At 42.2% G+C, this 19,688-nt stretch carries 18 protein-coding genes; 4 read left to right on the forward strand and 14 right to left on the reverse strand.

Going from position 1 to position 19,688, the window contains the following annotated elements:
- Positions 1 to 45 precede the first annotated feature (45 nt).
- Both NSS78_RS15075 and NSS78_RS15080 read right to left on the reverse strand, forming a co-directional pair.
- A complete protein-coding gene (locus NSS78_RS15075; RefSeq protein ID WP_342468151.1) occupies positions 46 to 1,419 on the reverse strand; it encodes a bifunctional UDP-sugar hydrolase/5'-nucleotidase in 1,374 nt (457 codons plus the stop codon).
- A 63-nt stretch (positions 1,420 to 1,482) separates the two neighbouring features.
- Positions 1,483 to 2,334, reverse strand: a complete 852-nt coding sequence (locus tag NSS78_RS15080) for a DUF72 domain-containing protein (RefSeq protein WP_003212748.1) — start codon at positions 2,332 to 2,334, stop codon at positions 1,483 to 1,485.
- 320 nt (positions 2,335 to 2,654) lie between these two features.
- On the opposite strand from NSS78_RS15080, the gene NSS78_RS15085 reads away from it, so the two are divergent.
- Entirely contained in the window at positions 2,655 to 3,815 is a 1,161-nt protein-coding gene (locus tag NSS78_RS15085) for a helix-turn-helix domain-containing protein (RefSeq protein ID WP_212045510.1), read from the forward strand.
- 64 nt (positions 3,816 to 3,879) lie between these two features.
- Positions 3,880 to 5,037, forward strand: coding sequence for an oxalate decarboxylase family bicupin (locus NSS78_RS15090; protein WP_212045511.1), 1,158 nt, complete (start codon positions 3,880 to 3,882; stop codon positions 5,035 to 5,037).
- A gap of 54 nt (positions 5,038 to 5,091) precedes the next feature.
- On the opposite strand, the gene NSS78_RS15095 is transcribed toward NSS78_RS15090, so the two are convergent.
- A complete protein-coding gene (locus NSS78_RS15095; RefSeq protein WP_342468152.1) occupies positions 5,092 to 6,282 on the reverse strand; it encodes an MFS transporter in 1,191 nt (396 codons plus the stop codon).
- Positions 6,283 to 6,441: 159 nt separating this feature from the next.
- A complete protein-coding gene (locus NSS78_RS15100; RefSeq protein ID WP_327839863.1) occupies positions 6,442 to 7,677 on the reverse strand; it encodes an alanine--glyoxylate aminotransferase family protein in 1,236 nt (411 codons plus the stop codon).
- Between the two features lie 169 nt (positions 7,678 to 7,846).
- Here NSS78_RS15100 and NSS78_RS15105 point away from each other — a divergent pair, with 169 nt between their 5' ends.
- A complete protein-coding gene (locus tag NSS78_RS15105; protein ID WP_137054439.1) occupies positions 7,847 to 8,725 on the forward strand; it encodes an endonuclease in 879 nt (292 codons plus the stop codon).
- A gap of 15 nt (positions 8,726 to 8,740) precedes the next feature.
- Here the strand turns inward: NSS78_RS15105 and NSS78_RS15110 are convergent, their stop codons facing one another.
- The 10 genes from NSS78_RS15110 to NSS78_RS15155 form a co-directional block, all read right to left on the reverse strand.
- Complete coding sequence (locus tag NSS78_RS15110) at positions 8,741 to 9,484, reverse strand: IucA/IucC family C-terminal-domain containing protein (RefSeq protein ID WP_327839860.1); 744 nt, start codon at positions 9,482 to 9,484, stop codon at positions 8,741 to 8,743.
- A gap of 21 nt (positions 9,485 to 9,505) precedes the next feature.
- Positions 9,506 to 10,543 carry an iron ABC transporter permease gene (locus NSS78_RS15115; protein WP_003212627.1) on the reverse strand — a complete coding sequence of 346 codons (1,038 nt, stop codon included), beginning with the start codon at positions 10,541 to 10,543 and terminating at the stop codon, positions 9,506 to 9,508.
- The gene (locus tag NSS78_RS15120) at positions 10,536 to 11,552 is read right to left on the reverse strand and encodes an iron ABC transporter permease (RefSeq protein ID WP_003213394.1); all 1,017 of its coding nucleotides are present in this window, start codon (positions 11,550 to 11,552) and stop codon (positions 10,536 to 10,538) included. The genes NSS78_RS15115 and NSS78_RS15120 overlap by 8 nt, the downstream gene beginning before the upstream one ends.
- A 70-nt stretch (positions 11,553 to 11,622) precedes the next feature.
- Complete coding sequence (locus NSS78_RS15125; protein WP_050944077.1) at positions 11,623 to 12,576, reverse strand: iron-siderophore ABC transporter substrate-binding protein; 954 nt, start codon at positions 12,574 to 12,576, stop codon at positions 11,623 to 11,625.
- 139 nt (positions 12,577 to 12,715) lie between these two features.
- Positions 12,716 to 13,624 carry an alpha/beta fold hydrolase gene (locus NSS78_RS15130; protein WP_240792621.1) on the reverse strand — a complete coding sequence of 303 codons (909 nt, stop codon included), beginning with the start codon at positions 13,622 to 13,624 and terminating at the stop codon, positions 12,716 to 12,718.
- A gap of 581 nt (positions 13,625 to 14,205) precedes the next feature.
- Positions 14,206 to 14,952, reverse strand: coding sequence for a transporter (locus NSS78_RS15135; protein ID WP_212045516.1), 747 nt, complete (start codon positions 14,950 to 14,952; stop codon positions 14,206 to 14,208).
- Entirely contained in the window at positions 14,945 to 15,490 is a 546-nt protein-coding gene (locus tag NSS78_RS15140) for a PadR family transcriptional regulator (RefSeq protein ID WP_212045517.1), read from the reverse strand. Before NSS78_RS15140 ends, NSS78_RS15135 begins: the two co-directional genes overlap by 8 nt.
- Positions 15,491 to 15,710: 220 nt before the next feature.
- Positions 15,711 to 16,139 carry a phosphate-starvation-inducible protein PsiE gene (gene psiE / locus NSS78_RS15145; RefSeq protein WP_003212694.1) on the reverse strand — a complete coding sequence of 143 codons (429 nt, stop codon included), beginning with the start codon at positions 16,137 to 16,139 and terminating at the stop codon, positions 15,711 to 15,713.
- Between the two features lie 37 nt (positions 16,140 to 16,176).
- Positions 16,177 to 17,484 (reverse strand): HAMP domain-containing sensor histidine kinase, encoded by a 1,308-nt coding sequence (locus tag NSS78_RS15150; RefSeq protein WP_309215914.1) that lies wholly within the window; start codon positions 17,482 to 17,484, stop codon positions 16,177 to 16,179.
- Positions 17,471 to 18,166, reverse strand: a complete 696-nt coding sequence (locus NSS78_RS15155; protein ID WP_050944081.1) for a response regulator transcription factor — start codon at positions 18,164 to 18,166, stop codon at positions 17,471 to 17,473. The genes NSS78_RS15150 and NSS78_RS15155 overlap by 14 nt, the downstream gene beginning before the upstream one ends.
- 252 nt (positions 18,167 to 18,418) lie before the next feature.
- Between NSS78_RS15155 and NSS78_RS15160 the strand changes: the two genes are divergently transcribed.
- Positions 18,419 to 19,618, forward strand: coding sequence for a DUF418 domain-containing protein (locus tag NSS78_RS15160; protein WP_251191398.1), 1,200 nt, complete (start codon positions 18,419 to 18,421; stop codon positions 19,616 to 19,618).
- The last annotated feature ends 70 nt before the right edge of the window (positions 19,619 to 19,688 follow it).

The following is a 19,688-nucleotide window of genomic DNA, read 5'->3' on the forward strand; positions in this document are numbered from 1 at the left end:
AATCTATGTGACAAGAGGGCGAGTGTTGTTAGGCTAAAGCGGATTTCATGTGGCTTCCTTCAGGCGCCAAGTAAGCACATCACGTAAAAATTCCGGCATGAAATATTCAATGTGTTCATGGTCACGGATATGAGGAAATAGAGAGCCTAATGTATACATATCGACTGTGCCAACCGTATATAAGGCGTCTTTTCTGATCAATTGATCATGCACAAAAACATCCTCTACTCGTTTGGTTTCACCTTCTTCTACTGTATAGGTGAGGCCGCTATACAGCATTTTCCCCATCAACTCACCTCTAAAGCCGAAGCCCTTGATGCGTAGCTGTTCCATTTTTTCTTCACAGGCACGCCGAACGGTTTCGATAAGCTGTTGACCGGAAAGCGTCACCCTAATTGGGTTAATTGGGTGCGGGCAGATTCGGTGGACTTCTTCTCTAGTCACGATTCCTGCCTCTAATGAATCAAGCACCATGCCTGCATTCATCATGCCGATATCTGCCCCGCACCAATCTTTAATGGCATCTGTTAAGAGCTGCGGAAGCGGGGATTCATCAAACCACTTCGTTTCTAGCCTTGACTCAATCGCAGTTACTTTCTCCTGCATGAGGGCTTTCGCTCTTCTCTCTGCTTGTTGTAGGGTAGTAATGGCTTCATCTGATTCACTGATCAGCTGATCCACTGACTGCACTGTCGCTTTTTTCTCGATCAGCTCTTTGCTCACTGTGTCAATGGTCAGCTCGACACAGCCAATATAATGCCCATACTTTTCAGCGCATGCAAGCAGTACCCCATTGTCCATTTCACCCTGTTCTAACAAATGATGCGTGTGTGAGCCTAGGATGATGTCGATGTCAGGAAAATCATGGGCGACCTCCCGATCATGGATGATACCAAGATGGGATAAGAGCACAATGATATCCGCTTGTCCCTTCACTTCCTGCAGCATGTCCCGTATGCTGTCAAACGGATCTGTTATTTCCCAGCCCAGCTTTTCATAGACAGGTGTATACGCAATGGTCACGCCTAAGAGACATATTTTCAGTCCGTTTTCCATTTGGATCATATGATAGGGCTTTGCCCACGCTGGCCTTTTGCCTTTCTCAAATAAATTAGACAGGACCACTGGAAATTGTGCATGCTCGTACAATTGATCCAGCTGATCATGAGGCAGCGTAATGCCTTCATTATTTCCAATTGTGCCCCCGTCATAGCCAAGCTGATTGAGGAGCTTGACGTTTACCTTTCCATAATCAGCTTCTGACACGAGGTTCACTCGGTCCATATGGTCGCCAATATCAAACAAGAGCATCTGATCGTGAACTTGACGCTTTTCTTCAATATAAGCTGCGATTTTTGGCCAGTTCTCAAAGTGGCTGTGCAAATCGTTTGTATGATATAACCATAGCTTCTGCAGCATGTTGATCTCTCCCTCAAGTTGTCACTGAACCGTCTCATTCAGGTTGAAAGCCGCAGCTCTCATTTAACTAAATAAATCTAACTGCTTCGGAGAAAGGCTTGAATACGTAATATCCAGCAAATCAATCATCTGCTGACCATTCGCCGCTGCATCTCCGCCGGAGTTATTATTAAACACGACATACACATCTTTTGATTGCTGATGCAGGATGTCGAGATTCTTTTTCCACTCTTTTAATTCAGCTTCATTATATAAATATAAGTATCGCACTTCACGCCAATTCTCATGGTCTGCTGGGTGAAGCCAGCCCTGTTTATTTCTTCCGTGAAAACGGACCAATGTTTTATCACGGTGCGTAGCTTGTATGACTGGCGGAATGGAGCCTTCTCCAACTTGCGGCTCATCACAAACAGAATGAATCCAGCCTTCTTTTTCCATAAAGGACAAGGTCTGCTCATAAAATTCATCTGAGAACCATGTGCGGTTACGGAATTCGAGGGCACACGGAATGTCCCCCATCTTCTCTTTACACCATCTTAAATAAAGGACGTGCTCTTTTTTGCAATCAAACCATGGTGGAAATTGAAATAGAACCATGGCTAGTTTCCCTTCACGAATAAGCGGAGTCAATGAAAGAATAAATGCGTCAAACATCTCTTCCTTCGAAGCAAACGGAATTTCGCCTCTCTGATGACCGGTCATTCCTTGATATGCTTTCACGACAAATTGAAAGGTATCTGGCGTATCTTTGATCCACTTTTCATGATTACGTTCAGGCTGAACTGCATAAAAGCTGGCATCCAGCTCCACAATGGGAAACGTAGACGAATAGTGAAACAGCTTTTGCGCGCTGCCGATTTTCGGCGGATAAAGACTGTCATGGTCACCCCAGCCAGTTAATCCGATATAAATCATGTTTCTCACCTCTTGCCACTCTCATGTATAGACGGCTTCCTCACATGAAAGCCTTTTTCTCTTGTCATACCCATCTTTCTGAAAGAAATTCTTCTGTCTACAACATATCATATTTGCCCGTAATTCTGAATGAAGATGACTGATGGTGCGTGATTTTATCAAGAACTCTGTTTGTTTGTGATATTAGTTGACAACTTTCTATCTTAAATGATTTGAGCTGATAACATAAAATGCATATCAGAGAAGTGAACAGTGATTGTCCATTTATTTATTCATCTTCACCAAGAACTAAAGTTCTCAATAAAGGAGACTTAGTGGATATGAACTTAGACGATAACCAGTTTGAAGCATTGCAAAAAATCGCCGAAAGGATTCACAAGCCTGTCTATTTGTGTAACCAGCATGGGCGCCTTCTCTGCAACTCGCACATCATCATCACGAGCCCAGATTGGATTCGCATTCTCCCCTTTTTCAAAAGCCGGACACCCCATTATTTTTCAATAATAGATACGAAGCAAACCTTTTCTGTCTTTCCGATTGATCTAACCGAACAAACATGTGAGTATGTGGTCATTCCTTCCTTCATCCTTCCGCTGGATGAAACACTGCAAGTCATCATTGAACAAGCAGTACACGAAATCTCGATTGCGCGAATGAGACAATATTCTGCCCAGCAAACGGCCAAGCGTGCCAGAAATGAAGGATTTCGCAGATGGATAGAGGGTTCATCGTATTCTCAGCAAGACGCTGCAAACATTGCGAAGGCGTTTGGATTAAATGTAGATAGCAGCTATCTATGTATGATCTGTCAGCTTGATCAGTGTCATGAGACCACTCATTTTTTGAAGCAGCAACTGATGTTAGAACAAGTCGTTGATCTGCTCGACAGCGCACTTCCAAGCTCTCCTTTCCCTTCCTTTTTATTTGTCAAAGGTGATATGGGCATTGTATTAATGGAAGAGACGGGCAGTTGGTCAGAGATGAGTGAAAGACTCCTTTCTTTTTTGAAACAGCTGCAGATGCTCGTTAGCATTCAAGTGAATCACACCATTTCCTTTGGCGCGAGCTTGACTAGTTGTCGCATCAATTACCTGTCTGAGGGGTACAGAGAAGCATTAGAAGCGCTTCAAGCCGGACATCTCTCGGCGCAGTCGGAATATATACACTTCTATCAGGCAAAGGATGTGCCAGATTTATTAAAGCTTATTCCAAGAAAGGATTTAGTCACGTTTCACCAGATGCACCTTCACCCGTTATATGAAGCCGGTCAAAATCTCCTCCACACCTTATCTGTCTATTTAGAAACGCATTGCCACGTTTCAGAAACAGCGAAACGTTTGTCTATTCATCGCAACACGGTCATTTATCGATTGGAGAAGTGTGAGGAGCTGCTGCGGATCAGCTTAAAAGACCCTGAAACCACATTAAGGCTGCGCTTAGCATTACGTATTCACATGCTTCTTTCACCCCATCCTGAGTGAATGTTTTCTTCCGAAGTTTCATATAGTTTGGAGGAGAAAAATGATACAAGAGGAGGGATGATAAATGGATGATGAGCTGCGTCACATCCCGCAGCCAATTCGAGAGGATGGTGCTGGTGCCACCGATCTAGGCCCGCGGGACGTCCTTCGAGATATCGAGAACCCAGATATGCTTGTTCCACCTAAAACCGATGCCGGAATCATTCCTAATTTAAAATTTTCATATTCCGATACACATATGCATTTAAATCATGGCGGCTGGTCGAGAGAAATTACGAAGCGAGAGCTGCCTGTTTCCACAACGATTGCGGGTGTCAACATGCGGCTGACTCGAGGCGGAGTGCGAGAGCTCCATTGGCATAAGCAGGCTGAATGGGCGTATATGATTTTAGGAAAAGCCCGCATCACCTCTGTAGATGCAGAAGGGCGAAATATGATCGCTGATGTAGCAGAAGGAGATTTATGGTATTTCCCCCCAGGTATTCCGCACTCCATTCAAGGACTTGAGGACGGGTGTGAATTTCTTTTAGTCTTTGATGATGGCGCTTTTTCTGAATTTGATACGTTCACCATCACAGACTGGTTTGCCCATACACCGAAAAACATTCTCTCCGACAATTTTGGCGTTCCTAAGAAGCTGTTTGACCATATTCCGAATAAGCAGCGCTACATGTTTCATGGCTCTCCGCCAGCATCAATAGAAAGCCAAACGGTATCTGATCCATACGGAAGCATCGAGCCGCCATTTACGTACCAGCTGCTTCGCCAAAAACCGCTGACGACCTCTGGGGGAACTGTCCGCATTGTCGATTCACGGAATTTCCCTGTTTCAAAAACCATTGCAGCTGCGCTTGTTGAAGTAAAGCCTGGCGGCATGAGAGAAATGCACTGGCACCCTAATAATGATGAGTGGCAATACTATTTAACCGGTACAGCCAAAATGACGGTCTTTGGAGCCGGGGGCACTGCCCGCACCTTTAATTACAGAGCAGGTGATGTCGGATATGTTCCTTTTGGTATGGGACATTACATCCAAAATATCGGCCAAACGAGCCTTTGGTTTTTAGAAATGTTTAAAAGTGATCGCTTTGCAGATATTTCGTTGAATCAGTGGATGGCCTTAACACCTCCTCAATTAGTGAAAGAGCATTTGCATGTAGATGATGCCATGATTCGAGCGCTTCATAAAGAAAAATCACCTGTCGTGAAATATAAGAGATGATGCGCATCAAAAAAACCGATCAAGCCGTACTGATCGGTTTTTTATAAACAAATTTTAAGAAACTGTCGAAGGATGCTGCACTTTTTTCCCCCACACGATGGATGCAATGAAGCTTATGCAAAGCACCAGTGTTCCGAGCATAAAAGGAAACTCAATATTCACATCAAATAAAATGCCCGCAAGGCTCGGTCCGACAATATTGGCAAGGCTCATAAAGGATGTATTGAGGCCGCCCGCTACTCCTTGCTGATTACCTGCCATTTTGGACAGCAATGTATTGAGGGCTGGACGAACAAATGATGTAGCCGACAAAAATAAAATAGAGCCTGCAAAGATTAGCCAAAAGGACGGTGCAACACGGCAGACGATGAGCATCAAAGCCGCTCCTAGCAGTGCATAACGCACGACGCGCATTTCACCAAATCGTTTCACAGAGGCATTCACCAACGCACCTTGGACAAGCACGCCTGCAAGACCCGCAACCGTAATCACAAACGCAATATCCTTCGGTGTAAATCCATGTTTTTGGTCTACATATAAGCCGAAAATCGATTCAAAATGAATGATGCCAAAATTGAGGACAAACACCAATATAAACAAAAAACCGTAGGATGTCTTTAAAGCTTGCAGCATTTGTACAAACGGGTTGAAATGAATGTCTTTGTTTAACCTCGCTTCTTCCTGCTTTTCCTTTGTTAATGTTTCAGGTAAAAACAGGATGGACAATAGGGTAGAAAGAGCTGCAAAGGAACCTGCGATGAGAAAAGGAAAAGCGATTCCGTACTCGACCAAATAGCCGCCTACGCCTGGTCCAATGACAAAACCTAACGTCATTGCAGCACTAAATAGCCCCATTCCTTTCCCTCGATCCTTCTCACTTGTGATATCAGCGATGTATGCAAACATGGCTGGCATGAGTAAAGCCCCGGCAGCACCGCCTAAAAATCGTGACACAAACAGCATCCAAAGCTGATCAGCAAATGCAAAAATAAACTGGGCAATCGTAAAGCCGGCAATCCCGGCAATGATCAATTTTCTACGTCCAAATCGATCGGTCAATGCGCCTGCGACCGGCGATAAAGCAAACTGTGTAAGACCTGTTGCAGCGACAAGAAAACCGAGTGTTTTTCCTGTTGCGCCAAAGGCTTCAATGTAACTTGGCATGACAGGGACAATGAGGCCAAAGCCAAGCATGGCAATAAAAATATTGAGCATCAAAATGTATAATCTGCCCATTTTCTTCATATCAAAAAACCTCTTTCTGCAAAATAAATGAAAATGATGACAAAAATGATCAGAACTTCTTCAGTATAGCGATATCACTGTCTATAAGTCTAGTTTTTCAAAATTTAGTTTTCTTTTCCAAATAAAAAATACCCGCAAATAGCGAGTATCCTTATGACTTTATTCACCTTGTTCATAGATAGAAAGAGCCGCCTGAAGCCCTGCGCCGCAATGGATGGATGCACCATGCTTGATTAAAATTGCTTCTAGCCCTGCTAACACAAACAGCACATTTTCTTTTCGGCAGCTATAGCCCATTGTGCCAATTCTCCATATACGTCCGGCTAGCGGTCCAAAGGAGCTGGCAATTTCGATACCAAAATGCTTAAGCAGATCGGCACGTACCGCTTCTCCATCCATACCACTTGGAATCTCAATACATGTCACAACCGGCATTTTACAATGTGGATCACCGAACAATTCAAGTCCCATCGCTTCAAGTCCTTTCATCAAGGCCTTCTCGTGATATGCGTGCCTTTGGAAACGCTCAGACAGACCTTCTTCCAGCACAACACGAACCCCTTCTCGAAGTGCATAGAGCATCGTTGTCGCTTCTGTATGATGATTTAATCGCCTAGGGCTCCAATAATCCTGAAGCTGGCTGAGATCAAAGTAATTGCTTTTAATTGGAAAAATATCCATTTGCTCCTGCAATTCATCCTGTGTCGCAATTCCCTTTTCCACTTTCTTTCTCGATTCAACGACAGCTGCAACCCGGTCATTATACGTGATAGGGGACATGCCTGATGGAACAGACAAGCACTTCTGCGTACCGCCAATCGCCGCATCAATCTTCCATTCATCCACTTTCACCTGAACCCCGCCAATGGTTGCTACAGCGTCTACAATGAACAATGCATCCAGTGCCCGGCACGCTTCACCAATTTGCTCAAGTGGCTGCAATCGCCCGGTGGATGTTTCACCATGGACCAACGCAACGATTTTAGGCTTGACCTGCTTCATTTTCTGAATGATATCACTAGGGTCAAAAACGGTTCCCCATTCACATTCCATTGTATGTACCTCAGCACCATAGCGCTGCCCTATTTCAATGAGAAGATGACCGAACCGGCCAAAGACAGGCACAAGCATCGAATCTCCCGGCTCAATGACACTGGCAAGCACAGCTTCAAGCCCTGAACGAGACGTGCCGTCAATTGGAAAAGCCCATTCATTTTCTGTTTGGAAAAGGGACCGCAATAAGGTCATCGTCTCATTCATGATATGTGTAAATGCTGGATCAAATTGACCGAGAATTGGTGTACTCATTACACGGAGTACCCTGGGATCTACTTCAACAGGTCCTGGTGTCATAATCGTTCTTGAAGGTATTTGCAGTTCTTTCACGTTATCCATCCTTTCCCTTGCTGTCATCCTATATGCCCACTTATACAGTAATGCTGATAAAATAGCAATCTCTTTTCCTATGAACTCATTACATAAAATTTACGAGAAATCCATTTATTTCTTTCTGACATTATGATAGAAATAAAGAGAATACATTCCCTATCAAGGAGGAAATCGAATGAAGAGAACCTTATTTGGAACTGTGGCTGCCGGAATCATGATATTCGGTACGTTAGCCGCCCCGCTGCCGCAAACTGCGAATGCTCAAAGCTTTACTCTGAATGAAACGAGCCAAACCATCACATTTTCCCCGTTACAGCTTCAAAACGAAACATCTACACAACAAGCGAAAACAACCGCTACAAGTCAAATCGATTCCTATTATCAATCTGCTAATGGCAAATCAGGACCCGCTTTAAAGAAAGCTTTACACGATATTATTGATGATCATAAGCAGCTATCCTACAGCCAAGTTTGGGATGCCTTAAAGAAAACAGATGAAGATCCAAAAAATCCAAACAACGTGCTCTTGCTCTATAGCGGTGTCTCCCGCTCAAAGCAATCGAATGGCGGAAATGTTGGCCAGTGGAACCGGGAGCATGTGTGGGCTAAGTCACACGGCAATTTTGGGACAAGCCAGGGCCCTGGTACAGATCTCCATCATCTGCGAGCAACAGACGTGCAAACGAATAGCACACGAGGAAATTTAGATTTTGATCTGGGCGGAAATGAATACAAGGGAGCGCCGGGAAATTTTTACGATAGCGACTCATTCGAACCTCACAGCCGGGTGAAAGGGGATGTGGCAAGAATGCTCTTTTATATGGCGGTGCGATACGAAGGGGATGACCGCTTTCCAGATTTAGAATTAAACGACAAAGTGAATAATGGTAGCGCCCCTCTTCACGGCAAAATGTCCGTACTTCTCAAGTGGCACAAACAAGATCCTGTCGATCAAATCGAACGAAACCGCAACGAGATTATTTATGAAACGTATCAGAACAACCGCAATCCCTTTATCGATCACCCAGAATGGGCAAGTGCGATTTGGGAATAAAAAAGAAAGGCACTGCTACGAACAAGCAGTGCCTTTCTTTTTATCAAGAGGACAGACAAGACAATAATCGAGACTCTCAGATTTTTTCTCGAGCTTATAATACATACAGCAAGTCTTTCGGTTGGATGTTTCTAGTAAACTGTCATCTAAGTTTAAGCTGTGATGAAATGGATTTTGTTTTGCTCCAAATACATCACCAGCTGCTTGCTTCAGATACAGATAATCCTCTCGCACGCGCTGCTTCACCGCAGGGTCTTCAGCCTCTCGCATCATGCTGCGATAAAGAGAATTGATGCGAACTGCTATATTCTCCCACAAAATGGTATACGGAAGTCTTGACGTACGCTTCAGTACATCTAAAAGAGGTGTGACACACTCCGTAAACAGCGCATGCACAGCCTGCTCTCTCCATTCATTCCGATCTCCTTCTAATGGAACAAACGAACACAATGACTCATCAATTTCGATTTTCCGATCCTCTCTAAAGACACATGCCTCTGGTGGAAACTGATAAACACCGTCATACAGCGTCATCATGTACAAAGAGGAACTGACCGCTAAGTAGGCATAACGCTTTGAAAACATCGACGCTGCTACCGCCACATTCGGTGCATGCATAGCTTCCTTTTCAGCCTCTAATAAACGCAGGACAGATGCTTCTGAAAAAAGCGCAGCAAGTGTGCGATCAGATGTCATTGGTCCATTTGTGATGTGTACCCCGAAATCAAGTAATTCTCTCTCAACCCACTCTGGCCTCATATCAAAACCTCCATCTTTCGTTTATCGATTTCTCTGCTGGTATAACAAATAAATAAAGAACGGTGCCCCAATTGCAGCTGTGAATACACCTGCTGGTACATCTAACGGTAGAAAAGCCGTTCTAGCGACTAAATCTGCGAGCATCACGAGAATACTTCCAACAAGCGCAGATGCCGGGACCAGCGCAATGAAGGAACGGCCGATGATCATCCGTGCAACATGCGGCGCCATCAGTCCAACAAATTCAATACCGCCAGCAAAGGCAACAGCAATCCCTGCCAATGTCACACTCATCAGCAGAAAGAATAACCGTTTTGCCTGCACTTTTACCCCGAGACCTGTTGCAAGATCATCTCCAAGCTCCTTCACATTCATCGTTCTTGCTAACACCATGACAATCGGTAAAATGATCATGATCCAAGGAAGCATCGACGTGACGTCCTTCATCGTAGAACCATATAAACTGCCTGTCAGCCAAATATATGATTTTGTCGTTGTCATCGTATCACTAAGAACAAGAGTAAACGTCACACACGCCTTCATAATGGCAGAAATCCCAATGCCCATTAGGACAAGTGTGATCGGCTTGACCCCTTTTTTCCATGAAAGCAAATAAATCAGACACGAGACAGCAAACGCACCTGCAATCGCCCATAACGATTGATACGCAATAGGCACAGTGCCCATCCAAAAAACAATAAACATAATCGCACCGAACGAAGCACCACTCGTAATCCCGATGATGTCAGGCGATGCAAGCGGATTGCGAATTAACCCTTGCAAAATAAGCCCTGATACCGCAAGTGCGGCTCCCACTAAGACAGCCAGCAATGTTCTTGGAATCCTCAGTGTATTGAGCACAAAGGTATTTCCCTCTCCCTGACCGATTATATGAAGAAGCACATCCACAGGCGAAATAAATCGGCTGCCCATACAGAGACTGAGAATAAACAACCCAAAAGCAATGGCCGTCAATAAAAGTAAAATCAAAAACGTCCGCTTTGAAAATTGAAATGAAATGCGCCCGCCCTTTGAACGCACTGTATATGTTTTAGCCACCTGTCTTCAACCCCTTGCGCACGAGATAAACAAATAGAGGCGCTCCTGCTACCGCCGTCATGACACCAATCGGTACTTCCTGCGGCATGATCAGAAAACGAGCCGCAAGGTCTGCGACAAGTAAAAGCGACGCCCCCACAACGGCACAATACGGCAGTACCCAGCGGTGGTCAGGTCCGACAAGCTTTTTCACAATATGCGGCACTAGAAAACCAACAAATCCAATCGATCCTGCGACAGCGACGGAACCACCCGCTAAAAAGACGACGAGAACTCCCATCGTGATTTTCAGCGCCAGCGTACGTTGACCAAGTCCCTTCGCAATATCATCTCCTGACAAAAGGACATTGATGGAGCGTCCAAGAAGCAGCGCGACAACTGTCGCACCTAAAATATAAGGCAAAACAGGCAGCAGCATATCAATGCTTCTTCCAGAAACTGAACCCGCCATCCAAAACAGGATGCTTTGAATCGACTGTTCATTCACGATTAAAAGACCTTGTGTAAAGGACGCAAACAGTGCAGATATCGCCGCACCTGCAAGGACAATTTTGACCGGTGTCAATCCATCTCTTCCAATGGAGCCCAAGAGAAAAACGAGCATCCCTGCAATTGCCGCACCTAGAAAGGCTGTCCACATATAGCCTGTTAATGACTCTGTTGAAAAGAAAACAATTGAAATGACGATAAAAAATAGTCCACCTGCATTAATTCCTAACAAATCTGGCGCTGCAAGCGGATTTCTCGTTAATGCCTGCATCAGTGCACCTGAAATCGCTAGACTTGATCCAACAACTGTTGCAATTAAAGCTCTTGATAATCTGGATGTCATGACAATGACACTGTTTGGATCCGATTCATCAAAATGAAGAAACGCATGGATGGTGGCTTTGAGGGAAATCGAGGTTTGCCCAAGAGAAATGCTGAGTATAAAAAAGACCACCATCAATACGACGAATCCAGCAAACAGCAGCGCCTTGCTCGAATCCTTTTTTAATAAACTTCTCATCTGATTCCCGCTTTCAATCTGTTATGGAAAAAGGAGAAAATGGTTTTTCACATTTTCTCCTCTGTTATCCTTATTTATCAATTCCGAGACGATCATCAATATCATCAAGCATCATGTTTGCAGCGATAATACCGCCGCCCATGTTCCAAGTGATTTCATCCACTTTATGCACTTGTTTCGCTTTCACTGCGTCAAGCTGCTTCCATAAAGGATGACTCGTCCACTCTTTATATGCTTTTTCAACGGCTTTATCCTGATCATCCATGAAGTAATAGATGACATCTGCATCCATTTGCGGAATGCTCTCTTTGTCTGTCAGTGTAATGATGTCTTGCTTTTTATCTTTGACATTCTTAGGTCCTTCAAAGCCTAGCTCTGTTAAAATTGACCCTGCGAATCCAGTTTGATAGATTCTAGCATGATCTGCACGGAAGTTCACTACAGACACACTCATTGGCCAGTTTTTGATGTCTTTTTTCGCTTTTTCTTTGAAGTCAGCGACGCGGTCATCCCACTTCGTTAGCAATTCTTTTGATTTGTCTTGCTGGTTTAACGCTTCACCCATTAATTTCACTGTATCTTTAAATGTGAACACTGTTTCTGTTGCAACAGTTGGAGCGATTTCTTGCAGTTGATCAAAAATTTGCTCGTGGCGGACTTTTGATGCAATGATCAAGTCTGGGTTAAGTTTTTCAATTTCCTCTAAGTTTGGCTGTATTTCCTGTCCAACAATTTTGACATCCTTTAAATCATCTCTTAAATATTTATACGTAGGTGCTTCAAGCCAAGATTCTACAACACCCACTGGTTTAATGCCCATCGCGACTGCTGCATCTGTTGCTCCTTGGTACAGCGTCACCACACGTTTAGGCGATCCTTTAATTTCAGTTGAACCGATAGCGCTTTCAACAGTTCTTGCTTTTTCTTTACTGTTTGACTTGCCTTCACTGCTATTGCTGCCGCAAGCTGCAAGTAAAACGATGGAGAGCACAACTAATAGCGACCAAAAAGATTTTTTGAACATGTACCTCACCTATCCATTCTATATGTAGTCATATCGTTTGATAACGATTCTCATTATCACACTATGATTTTATCATAGAAAAGGATGGTGTCAATGTAAATTTTTAAGAAAAAGGGAGAGTGTTGACTAGTTGTTCATACTAAATAGAACGATTCCACATTTGGATGGTCCTTCCAATCTGTTTTCCCGCTTCTAGTAACACCGACAAATGGGTATGTCCATCCATCACTTCATAGACTGATTGTTTTCTGATCGTTTCATCGGGCAGCTCATGATAGGCAGGAAATTTTTCTATATCATACAGCTCATCCTCACTTCCTACTAACATCGCATATGGCCGATCCATCATCGCAAATTGTTTTTTAGGTGCAGATGGGGTTAAGGCAAGTGCTAGATTGACGGTGATGGCTGTCAACAAAAGCGGATCCTGCTCGACTGCCCATATTGGATAGTGAAAACGAACGGCTTCAGAATGACTCATCAGCAATCCTTTTGTCATGACAGACAGAACGAATTTCCATACTTGAACGGTTGCAAAAGGGATTTGATTAGGGCTCGCAGTACCTGATTTATAGCCAAATTCAGGGGCAATAAAAAAGTAACCGTCTACTTCTCTTTTTTTCGGCCAAGATAGGTAGTTTAGCAGTAATCCCGCTCCAGATGAATGCCCGCAAAGATAAACAGCTCCTTTATGCTGCTGTTTGACCATATTCACAAACTGCGAAATATCGTGCCACACATCTGTGACACTAGGTGTATCACCCTTTTTTCCATCAGAATAGCCGTGACCTCTTAAATCGATTAAAAACGTATTCACATGAAAATCATGTTGCAGCGTATAGGCGATATGCTCGTAACCAGCTAGGCTGTGAGCGCCTCCACCATGGATCAAGATGACATTTGCCACGTTCTTTTTTTCTGCTAAAAACGGATAATACGCAAGGCTTGTGCCGTCGTGTGATGGCATGAATTGTCTTTCTGGAATATGAACAGGAGCTGCCTGCTGCATACTTGTAAATGAAAATGGTTCTGTCTTCGTGTCTGTCAATTTTTTCGCTCCTTCAAACAGAAACGAGAATGGCAAGCGATACTGGCCATTCTCATGACTACATTCTATTAAGTAATATCCCGCAAAGGAAAGGTCTTGCTTTGAGTAATGGCAACAATTTGTTTTAACGCTTTTTATGCTTCGGGTATAGGAAAGACGTAATTTATTTCATCGCTTTTCATGCTTTTTTGGGCAGTGCAATGACAATATTTCTATAAAGCTTTTTTAATTTTCAGCATCAATTGCTAAATCCGCATTTAACGATAATTCTTCATGAATAAATCCATTGATATCGTTCTTATTTATTGTCCTATTGTATACCAACTTTTAAGTAACAAGTAATGAATTTATTATTACCCACTATGACTTTTTAGCATTTTAATAAAGAAAAATATCACCATTCTCTTTATACATATTATTGTGACCGCTGAGCAGAATGAGATACTTTTTCACTAGATATGATAACATGCTTTTTTCCAGTTAATGATGTTCATTTCACCCGGCGGTCACAACAATAAGCCATATGCTGATGAATTTCAGAAAAACAATCATTTTTTTATGATTATCTATATGTATTGAATCTAATTGTTTACTAAATATACATTTTCTATTTTTGTTATAGACTTAGATTGAAAACTGTGATTATCCATTTCTACGTAAAGGGAAAAATCATTGTTTTTAACAAAAATTATATCGCTTCCATTATTAAGTTTTATTTTTAATGCATTGCCTTCTTTTTGAGTATTACGAAAGGTATTCTCAATCATATTGTAGTCTAATTCAGTCCACTTGCCATTAATTATAATTTTGGTCATCCCCATTATCTTATGACTGATACTATTGGGGATCATTTTCTTTTGAAATTTTTCAGAAATATCTTCGTTATCTAATTGCTGAAATCCAATTTGAAAGGCCTCTTTTTCAAAATAAGGTAAGTACATGTTTCTCCATCGTGATGAAATTTTAAGTAGTCCAAATAATTTATATTCGATTCTTTCTGGCGTTTGTACATCAAATGCTTTGTCTAAAAGCGATTGATGTAAATAATCAATATCTGATACATCAATCATTAAGCATATTGCTCCTCTTGTGCCTCGATTATACAACTCTGTCCAATCTTTTTTCCAGCCACCGCCATCCTTCTGTGTTATATTCACTAATTCAAGATACTCCTTTCCAATCCAAAGATTGCTTATTTTAAAGCCTTTTGTTCTTTTACCTTTTTTAGGTGCATACGGAAAACCATTTTGTTGCATCATATCTATCATTTTTTTGTCTTTTTGATATTTCTCATCAACATTGATAACAATATGATCGATTTTATTCATCGGTTAACTCCCTCGGCTTAATTAAATGAATAGCTTCATAAAGATACTTCATTTTCATTTCTTCCATTTCATAAATGTAATCAAACGTTAGTCTTGTTAATGGAGGTAGATTCATTTGTTTCTCTTTTTCTTCTTCACCCTTTTTTATTTCTGCTAAATGTCTTTTTTGCGCTTCAATTTGAATATTTAATGATTTAACAGCTTCTTGTTTTTCAATTTCGTCAGCAAACATTAGTCCAGCAAAAAGTTGAGTTGGATAAGTATTTTGAGGTTCTACAAGACATTTCATCACACATTCTTTCTTGCGTTCTTTTCCAAGTTCTGTAATTTTGTAAATTTTAGTACTCTTTTTCCCTACCGTCCTAGTTTCACAAACTTTTATATAGTTTCCTTTTTCTAATTTATTTAGCGCATAATAGATTGAGCCAACTAGAATTCCTCCCCATCTATCGACCATTGTATTTTTTAAATTCTGCTCAACATCATACCCTGACATCGGTTTCATCGATATTAATCCTAATATATATAAGTCCGTCATCAGACTCCTCCTATTCAATATCTATTTACACAATACTCAACATTGAGTATTATTTCAAGATTAGATTTAAATTTTCTTTCATGTTAAGCACTTTTTCAGAGCTCTCAAAAAATCCTGTAAGCAAGCGTTAGCGTGATGTTTATAGAGGTGTGCAATACGATGAGTGAGCCACCTCGATCAAACAAAAAAAAGACGAACGGCAACCGTTCGTCTTCTCCCCTCACTTCACTTCTTCATGCTCCTGAACCGCATGTCGTTTACTGGCGATAAAGAGTGCAACGGTCATGGCTAGAATGGTCAGCGCCCACCAGAAGGTCGACACAGCCTCTTTATGATCGATGATAATCAAACGGATGACGGCTGTGATGCCAATATAAATAAAATAGCGAAGCGGAAAATGAAAGTTTGATTTAAAGTACTTAATAATTAAGGCAATAAACTCAAAGTACATAAAGAAGATCAGCAGCTCACCAAGCATTTCATAATAGCTTTCTCCTTTGTTGACCACATTCTTGTAGACAAATTGGACAATATACCAAGTTTCACTAATTAAGAGGACGCTTAAAGCAAGGGCTAGAAAGAATAGACAGATATTCAGAAGACCTTGCAAGAGATCGGGTACCTTTTGGAAGTTGTTGAATCGTTTCATTAGATTGTCTCTCCATTCCATGTTATTCATTTGTCATCTATATTTTGATGTGCCAGAATCGCAGCACGATGTAGTAAACACCGCTTTTTTCCATCTTTTCAAACTGCCCGTGCATGCGGGACATCATTCGTTTAATGCTTCGTTCACCAAGTCCAGTGCTTTCCTGTGTGTCATTTGTCTCTTTTATCGCATTGCTCACATGGATCTCAAAGATTTCTTGATCGGATAGACACGTGAGATTGATGTCTTTTTTCGGATCGGCGTATTTCAGTATGTTCGACATCAGATTATCAAACACTCTGCCTAGCTCCTCGACATTCACGTTGATATAGCTGTCTGGCAGCTCTCCTAAAAGATGAACCTTGAATGTCTCTTGCTGCAAGATCGCCACCTGATCTGATAGGAGATCGTAAATGACCTCTTTGACTGCAACGGTCTCAAGCTCAGGTTCATGTTCTTTATCAAGCAGAAAATAGGCAAACAGATTATCGGACAGATTTTTCAATTGCAGTGCTTTTTCATAAGCACTTGCTATATATTGATCTTTACGTGTATCCGTCCCATCCGCCTCTTTTTTCGCAAACTCTAAATTCATCATTAGCGATGTCAGCGGTGTTCTCATATCGTGTGACATTTCAGTAACCAAGCTGCGACTCTCTTCTTGTAGCTCGTCAATGGCTTGGAGCTTGTCCAGAAAAGCTTTACGAAGATCCTCAATACTTTTGGCAATCATCGCTAATTCATCATGCCCTTTCACCGTCATCTCATAGTCCAGCTCGCCGCCTTCAAGAATATGAATGTCTTGGTGAATCGTTTGCAGGTAGCGTAAACTTTTGCGAATGCCAAGCAGAACAATGAGGAGAAAAATAAGCGTCGCCCCAAGCAGCTCGAGTGTAAAGGCGAGATCGTGGTAACGAGACGAATAGAAACCATCCACCATAACCCGGCCTTCACCATCGCTAAACTGAACTGGATACGAATGATGCTCAGCGTACTGGGTCACCTTTTCTTTTCCATACGCCGATTCATCAGCAGACGAATAGATGGAGTCATATTGCAGCACTTCATCCTTGAAGATGGTCAAATTAATGTAATTCTCTTTTTTCACCCACTCACCAAACGCTTGTCGATCTGTAGAAGACAGCTCATGCTCAGACACATAGCGGCTGAATTTTTGAATATATCTGGCTGACTCCGCCTCGTAATACTCGTCCGAACTCAAATATCCGTCAATGAGGTCATCGGTGATCTTTTGCAGCGTCAAAAAGACAAGTCCACTCACGACCGTAGCTGTCAAAATCAATAGTGCTAGCTTTTTGGCTAGTGTATATTTACGATGTGCCAAATCGGTATCCTCTTCCCCATTCTGTTTTGATATATACAGGACGTGCAGGATCATCTTCAATTTTGGCACGCAGCTTTCGAATATGCACCATCACCGTATTGTTGGAACAATAGAAATAAGGCTGTCCCCATACACTCTCATAAATATTTTGGGCTGAAAAGATTTTGTTTCGCCTGCTCATGAGCAGCTTCAACATACGGTATTCTAAATCAGAAAGCTTGATTTGTTGATTTTCTTTCCACACTTCATTAAATTCTTCGCTCACCCTTAGCTTGCCCCCAACAAGAAACGTTTCTTCCTGTTCCTTCTTTTCCTGATAGACGGTGTACCTGCGTAATTGTGCAATGACTCTAGCATGAAGCTCCTCTTGTGAAAAGGGTTTTGTCATATAATCATCCCCGCCGGCAAGTAAGCCTTCGGTTTTATCGAATGTACTTGATTTAGCTGTTAGAAATAGAATCGGGACGTTAGAAGAGGCTCTCATTTGCCGGCACGTTTCGATGCCTGATATGCCTGGCATCATCACATCCAAAATCACCAAATCGAGCGAATCGTCCGCAAACTTCAATGCTTGCTCGCCATTCATCGCTCTTTGCACCTCATATCCAGCACGTGTAAGGGATTCCTGCAAAAGGTCTCCAATATCCTGATCATCTTCTACGACTAATATTCGATGCGTCATGTTTCTCTCACCTCATGATACGTGATGTACTTTCTTTTATGTCTTTACTATATATCATCTAGCTATGTGAAAAGATACAGCAGAAATCTTAACAGTTTATGAATTTGACCATCTTCCATCAATTTGTCACATTTATTTTCAAAAAATTGGATCTTCATAAATTGTTAAGAATTGGGACGTATATTGATTCATTGTAAGGATCGATGGATTGATCCGAATGACATTTATCATAACAAGAAAAGGAGCATGGATATGAATGCAAACAAAGTAGAACACGCGATGAGTTTGAAGGATCGGGTTCATTTCTTAGACATCGTACGGGGATTTGCCTTAATGGGAATTATTCTGGTGAATTACTTTTTGATCGTGGATTCGGCGAAGGGGTTCGATATGGAAGCAAATGATGTCTTTCACAACTTGGTGAATTGGTTCGCCTCAGGGAAATTTATTACGTTGTTCTCCTTTCTATTCGGGGTTGGTTTTATGATTTTTATGGACCGCGCTGCTCAGAAGGTGGACAGTCCGAACAAGCTGTTTGCCCGCAGATTAACCATTCTCTTAGGGTTTGGCCTTCTGCATGTCACCTTTGTTTGGATTGGTGATATTTTAGCGTATTATGCAGTCGCTGGCTTTTTATTACTTTTCTTTTACAAACGTACAGCTAAAACCATCCGATACTGGCTGATCACACTCTTTATGATTCAATTGCTCACACCCTTTTTCACAATGCTGCTTCATACCATCAGTACAGGCTCATCGGGCAAGCCGGACTTTGCCGATTTTGATTTGACCAGCCACAACAGTCTGACTTATTTAGCATCTATTGGTGACCGATGGACAGATATGGTGACGATGGCTTCCAGCTCATTTTCAATCGTCTATTCCATGTTCTTCATGTTTTTGCTTGGTGTTTATTTTGTGAAAATGGCGTTTTTCAAAAACATGGAGGCGAAAAAAACGATTTGGAATCGCATTTGGATCATTTGTACCATCGCTTTTCTCATCACACAAAGCAGTACGATTATAGCAGCGGTCAATCCTTTTGAACATACACTCTGGGTGAACATGGCCACTGCTCTGGAACAAAACGGGGGATTAACTGGCAGTATGTTTTATATGAGTACACTTGCGATGCTGTTTCTGCACGTTCCTCAGCTGCGAGGTGCTTTGATGGTCTTTACCAAAGTCGGACGGATGTCACTGACCTGTTATTTGCTTCACTCGATCATTGGAACCATGCTATTTCTAAAATATGGAGCGGGGCTTGTCGATCATCTTCAGCCGGCTGGTACGTTCTTCATGGCTATTGGCGTGTATGTCTTCCTTGTGCTTTTCAGTACGTTTTGGTTAAAGCGGTTTAAGTATGGACCGATGGAATTTATTTGGCGTCAGCTGACTTATGGGAAGGTCAATGACAGATCGAAAACCAATACATTTCATGCGGCGAAGTAAAAGAAAAAAGGCGAATGGCTACAGTTCGCCTTTTCTAATATGTTAAGTTTCTGATTCAGAGACAATCCGT

The sequence above is a fragment of the Bacillus sp. FSL W8-0920 genome, assembly GCF_038593215.1.
Taxonomy (GTDB): domain Bacteria; phylum Bacillota; class Bacilli; order Bacillales; family Bacillaceae; genus Bacillus; species Bacillus pumilus.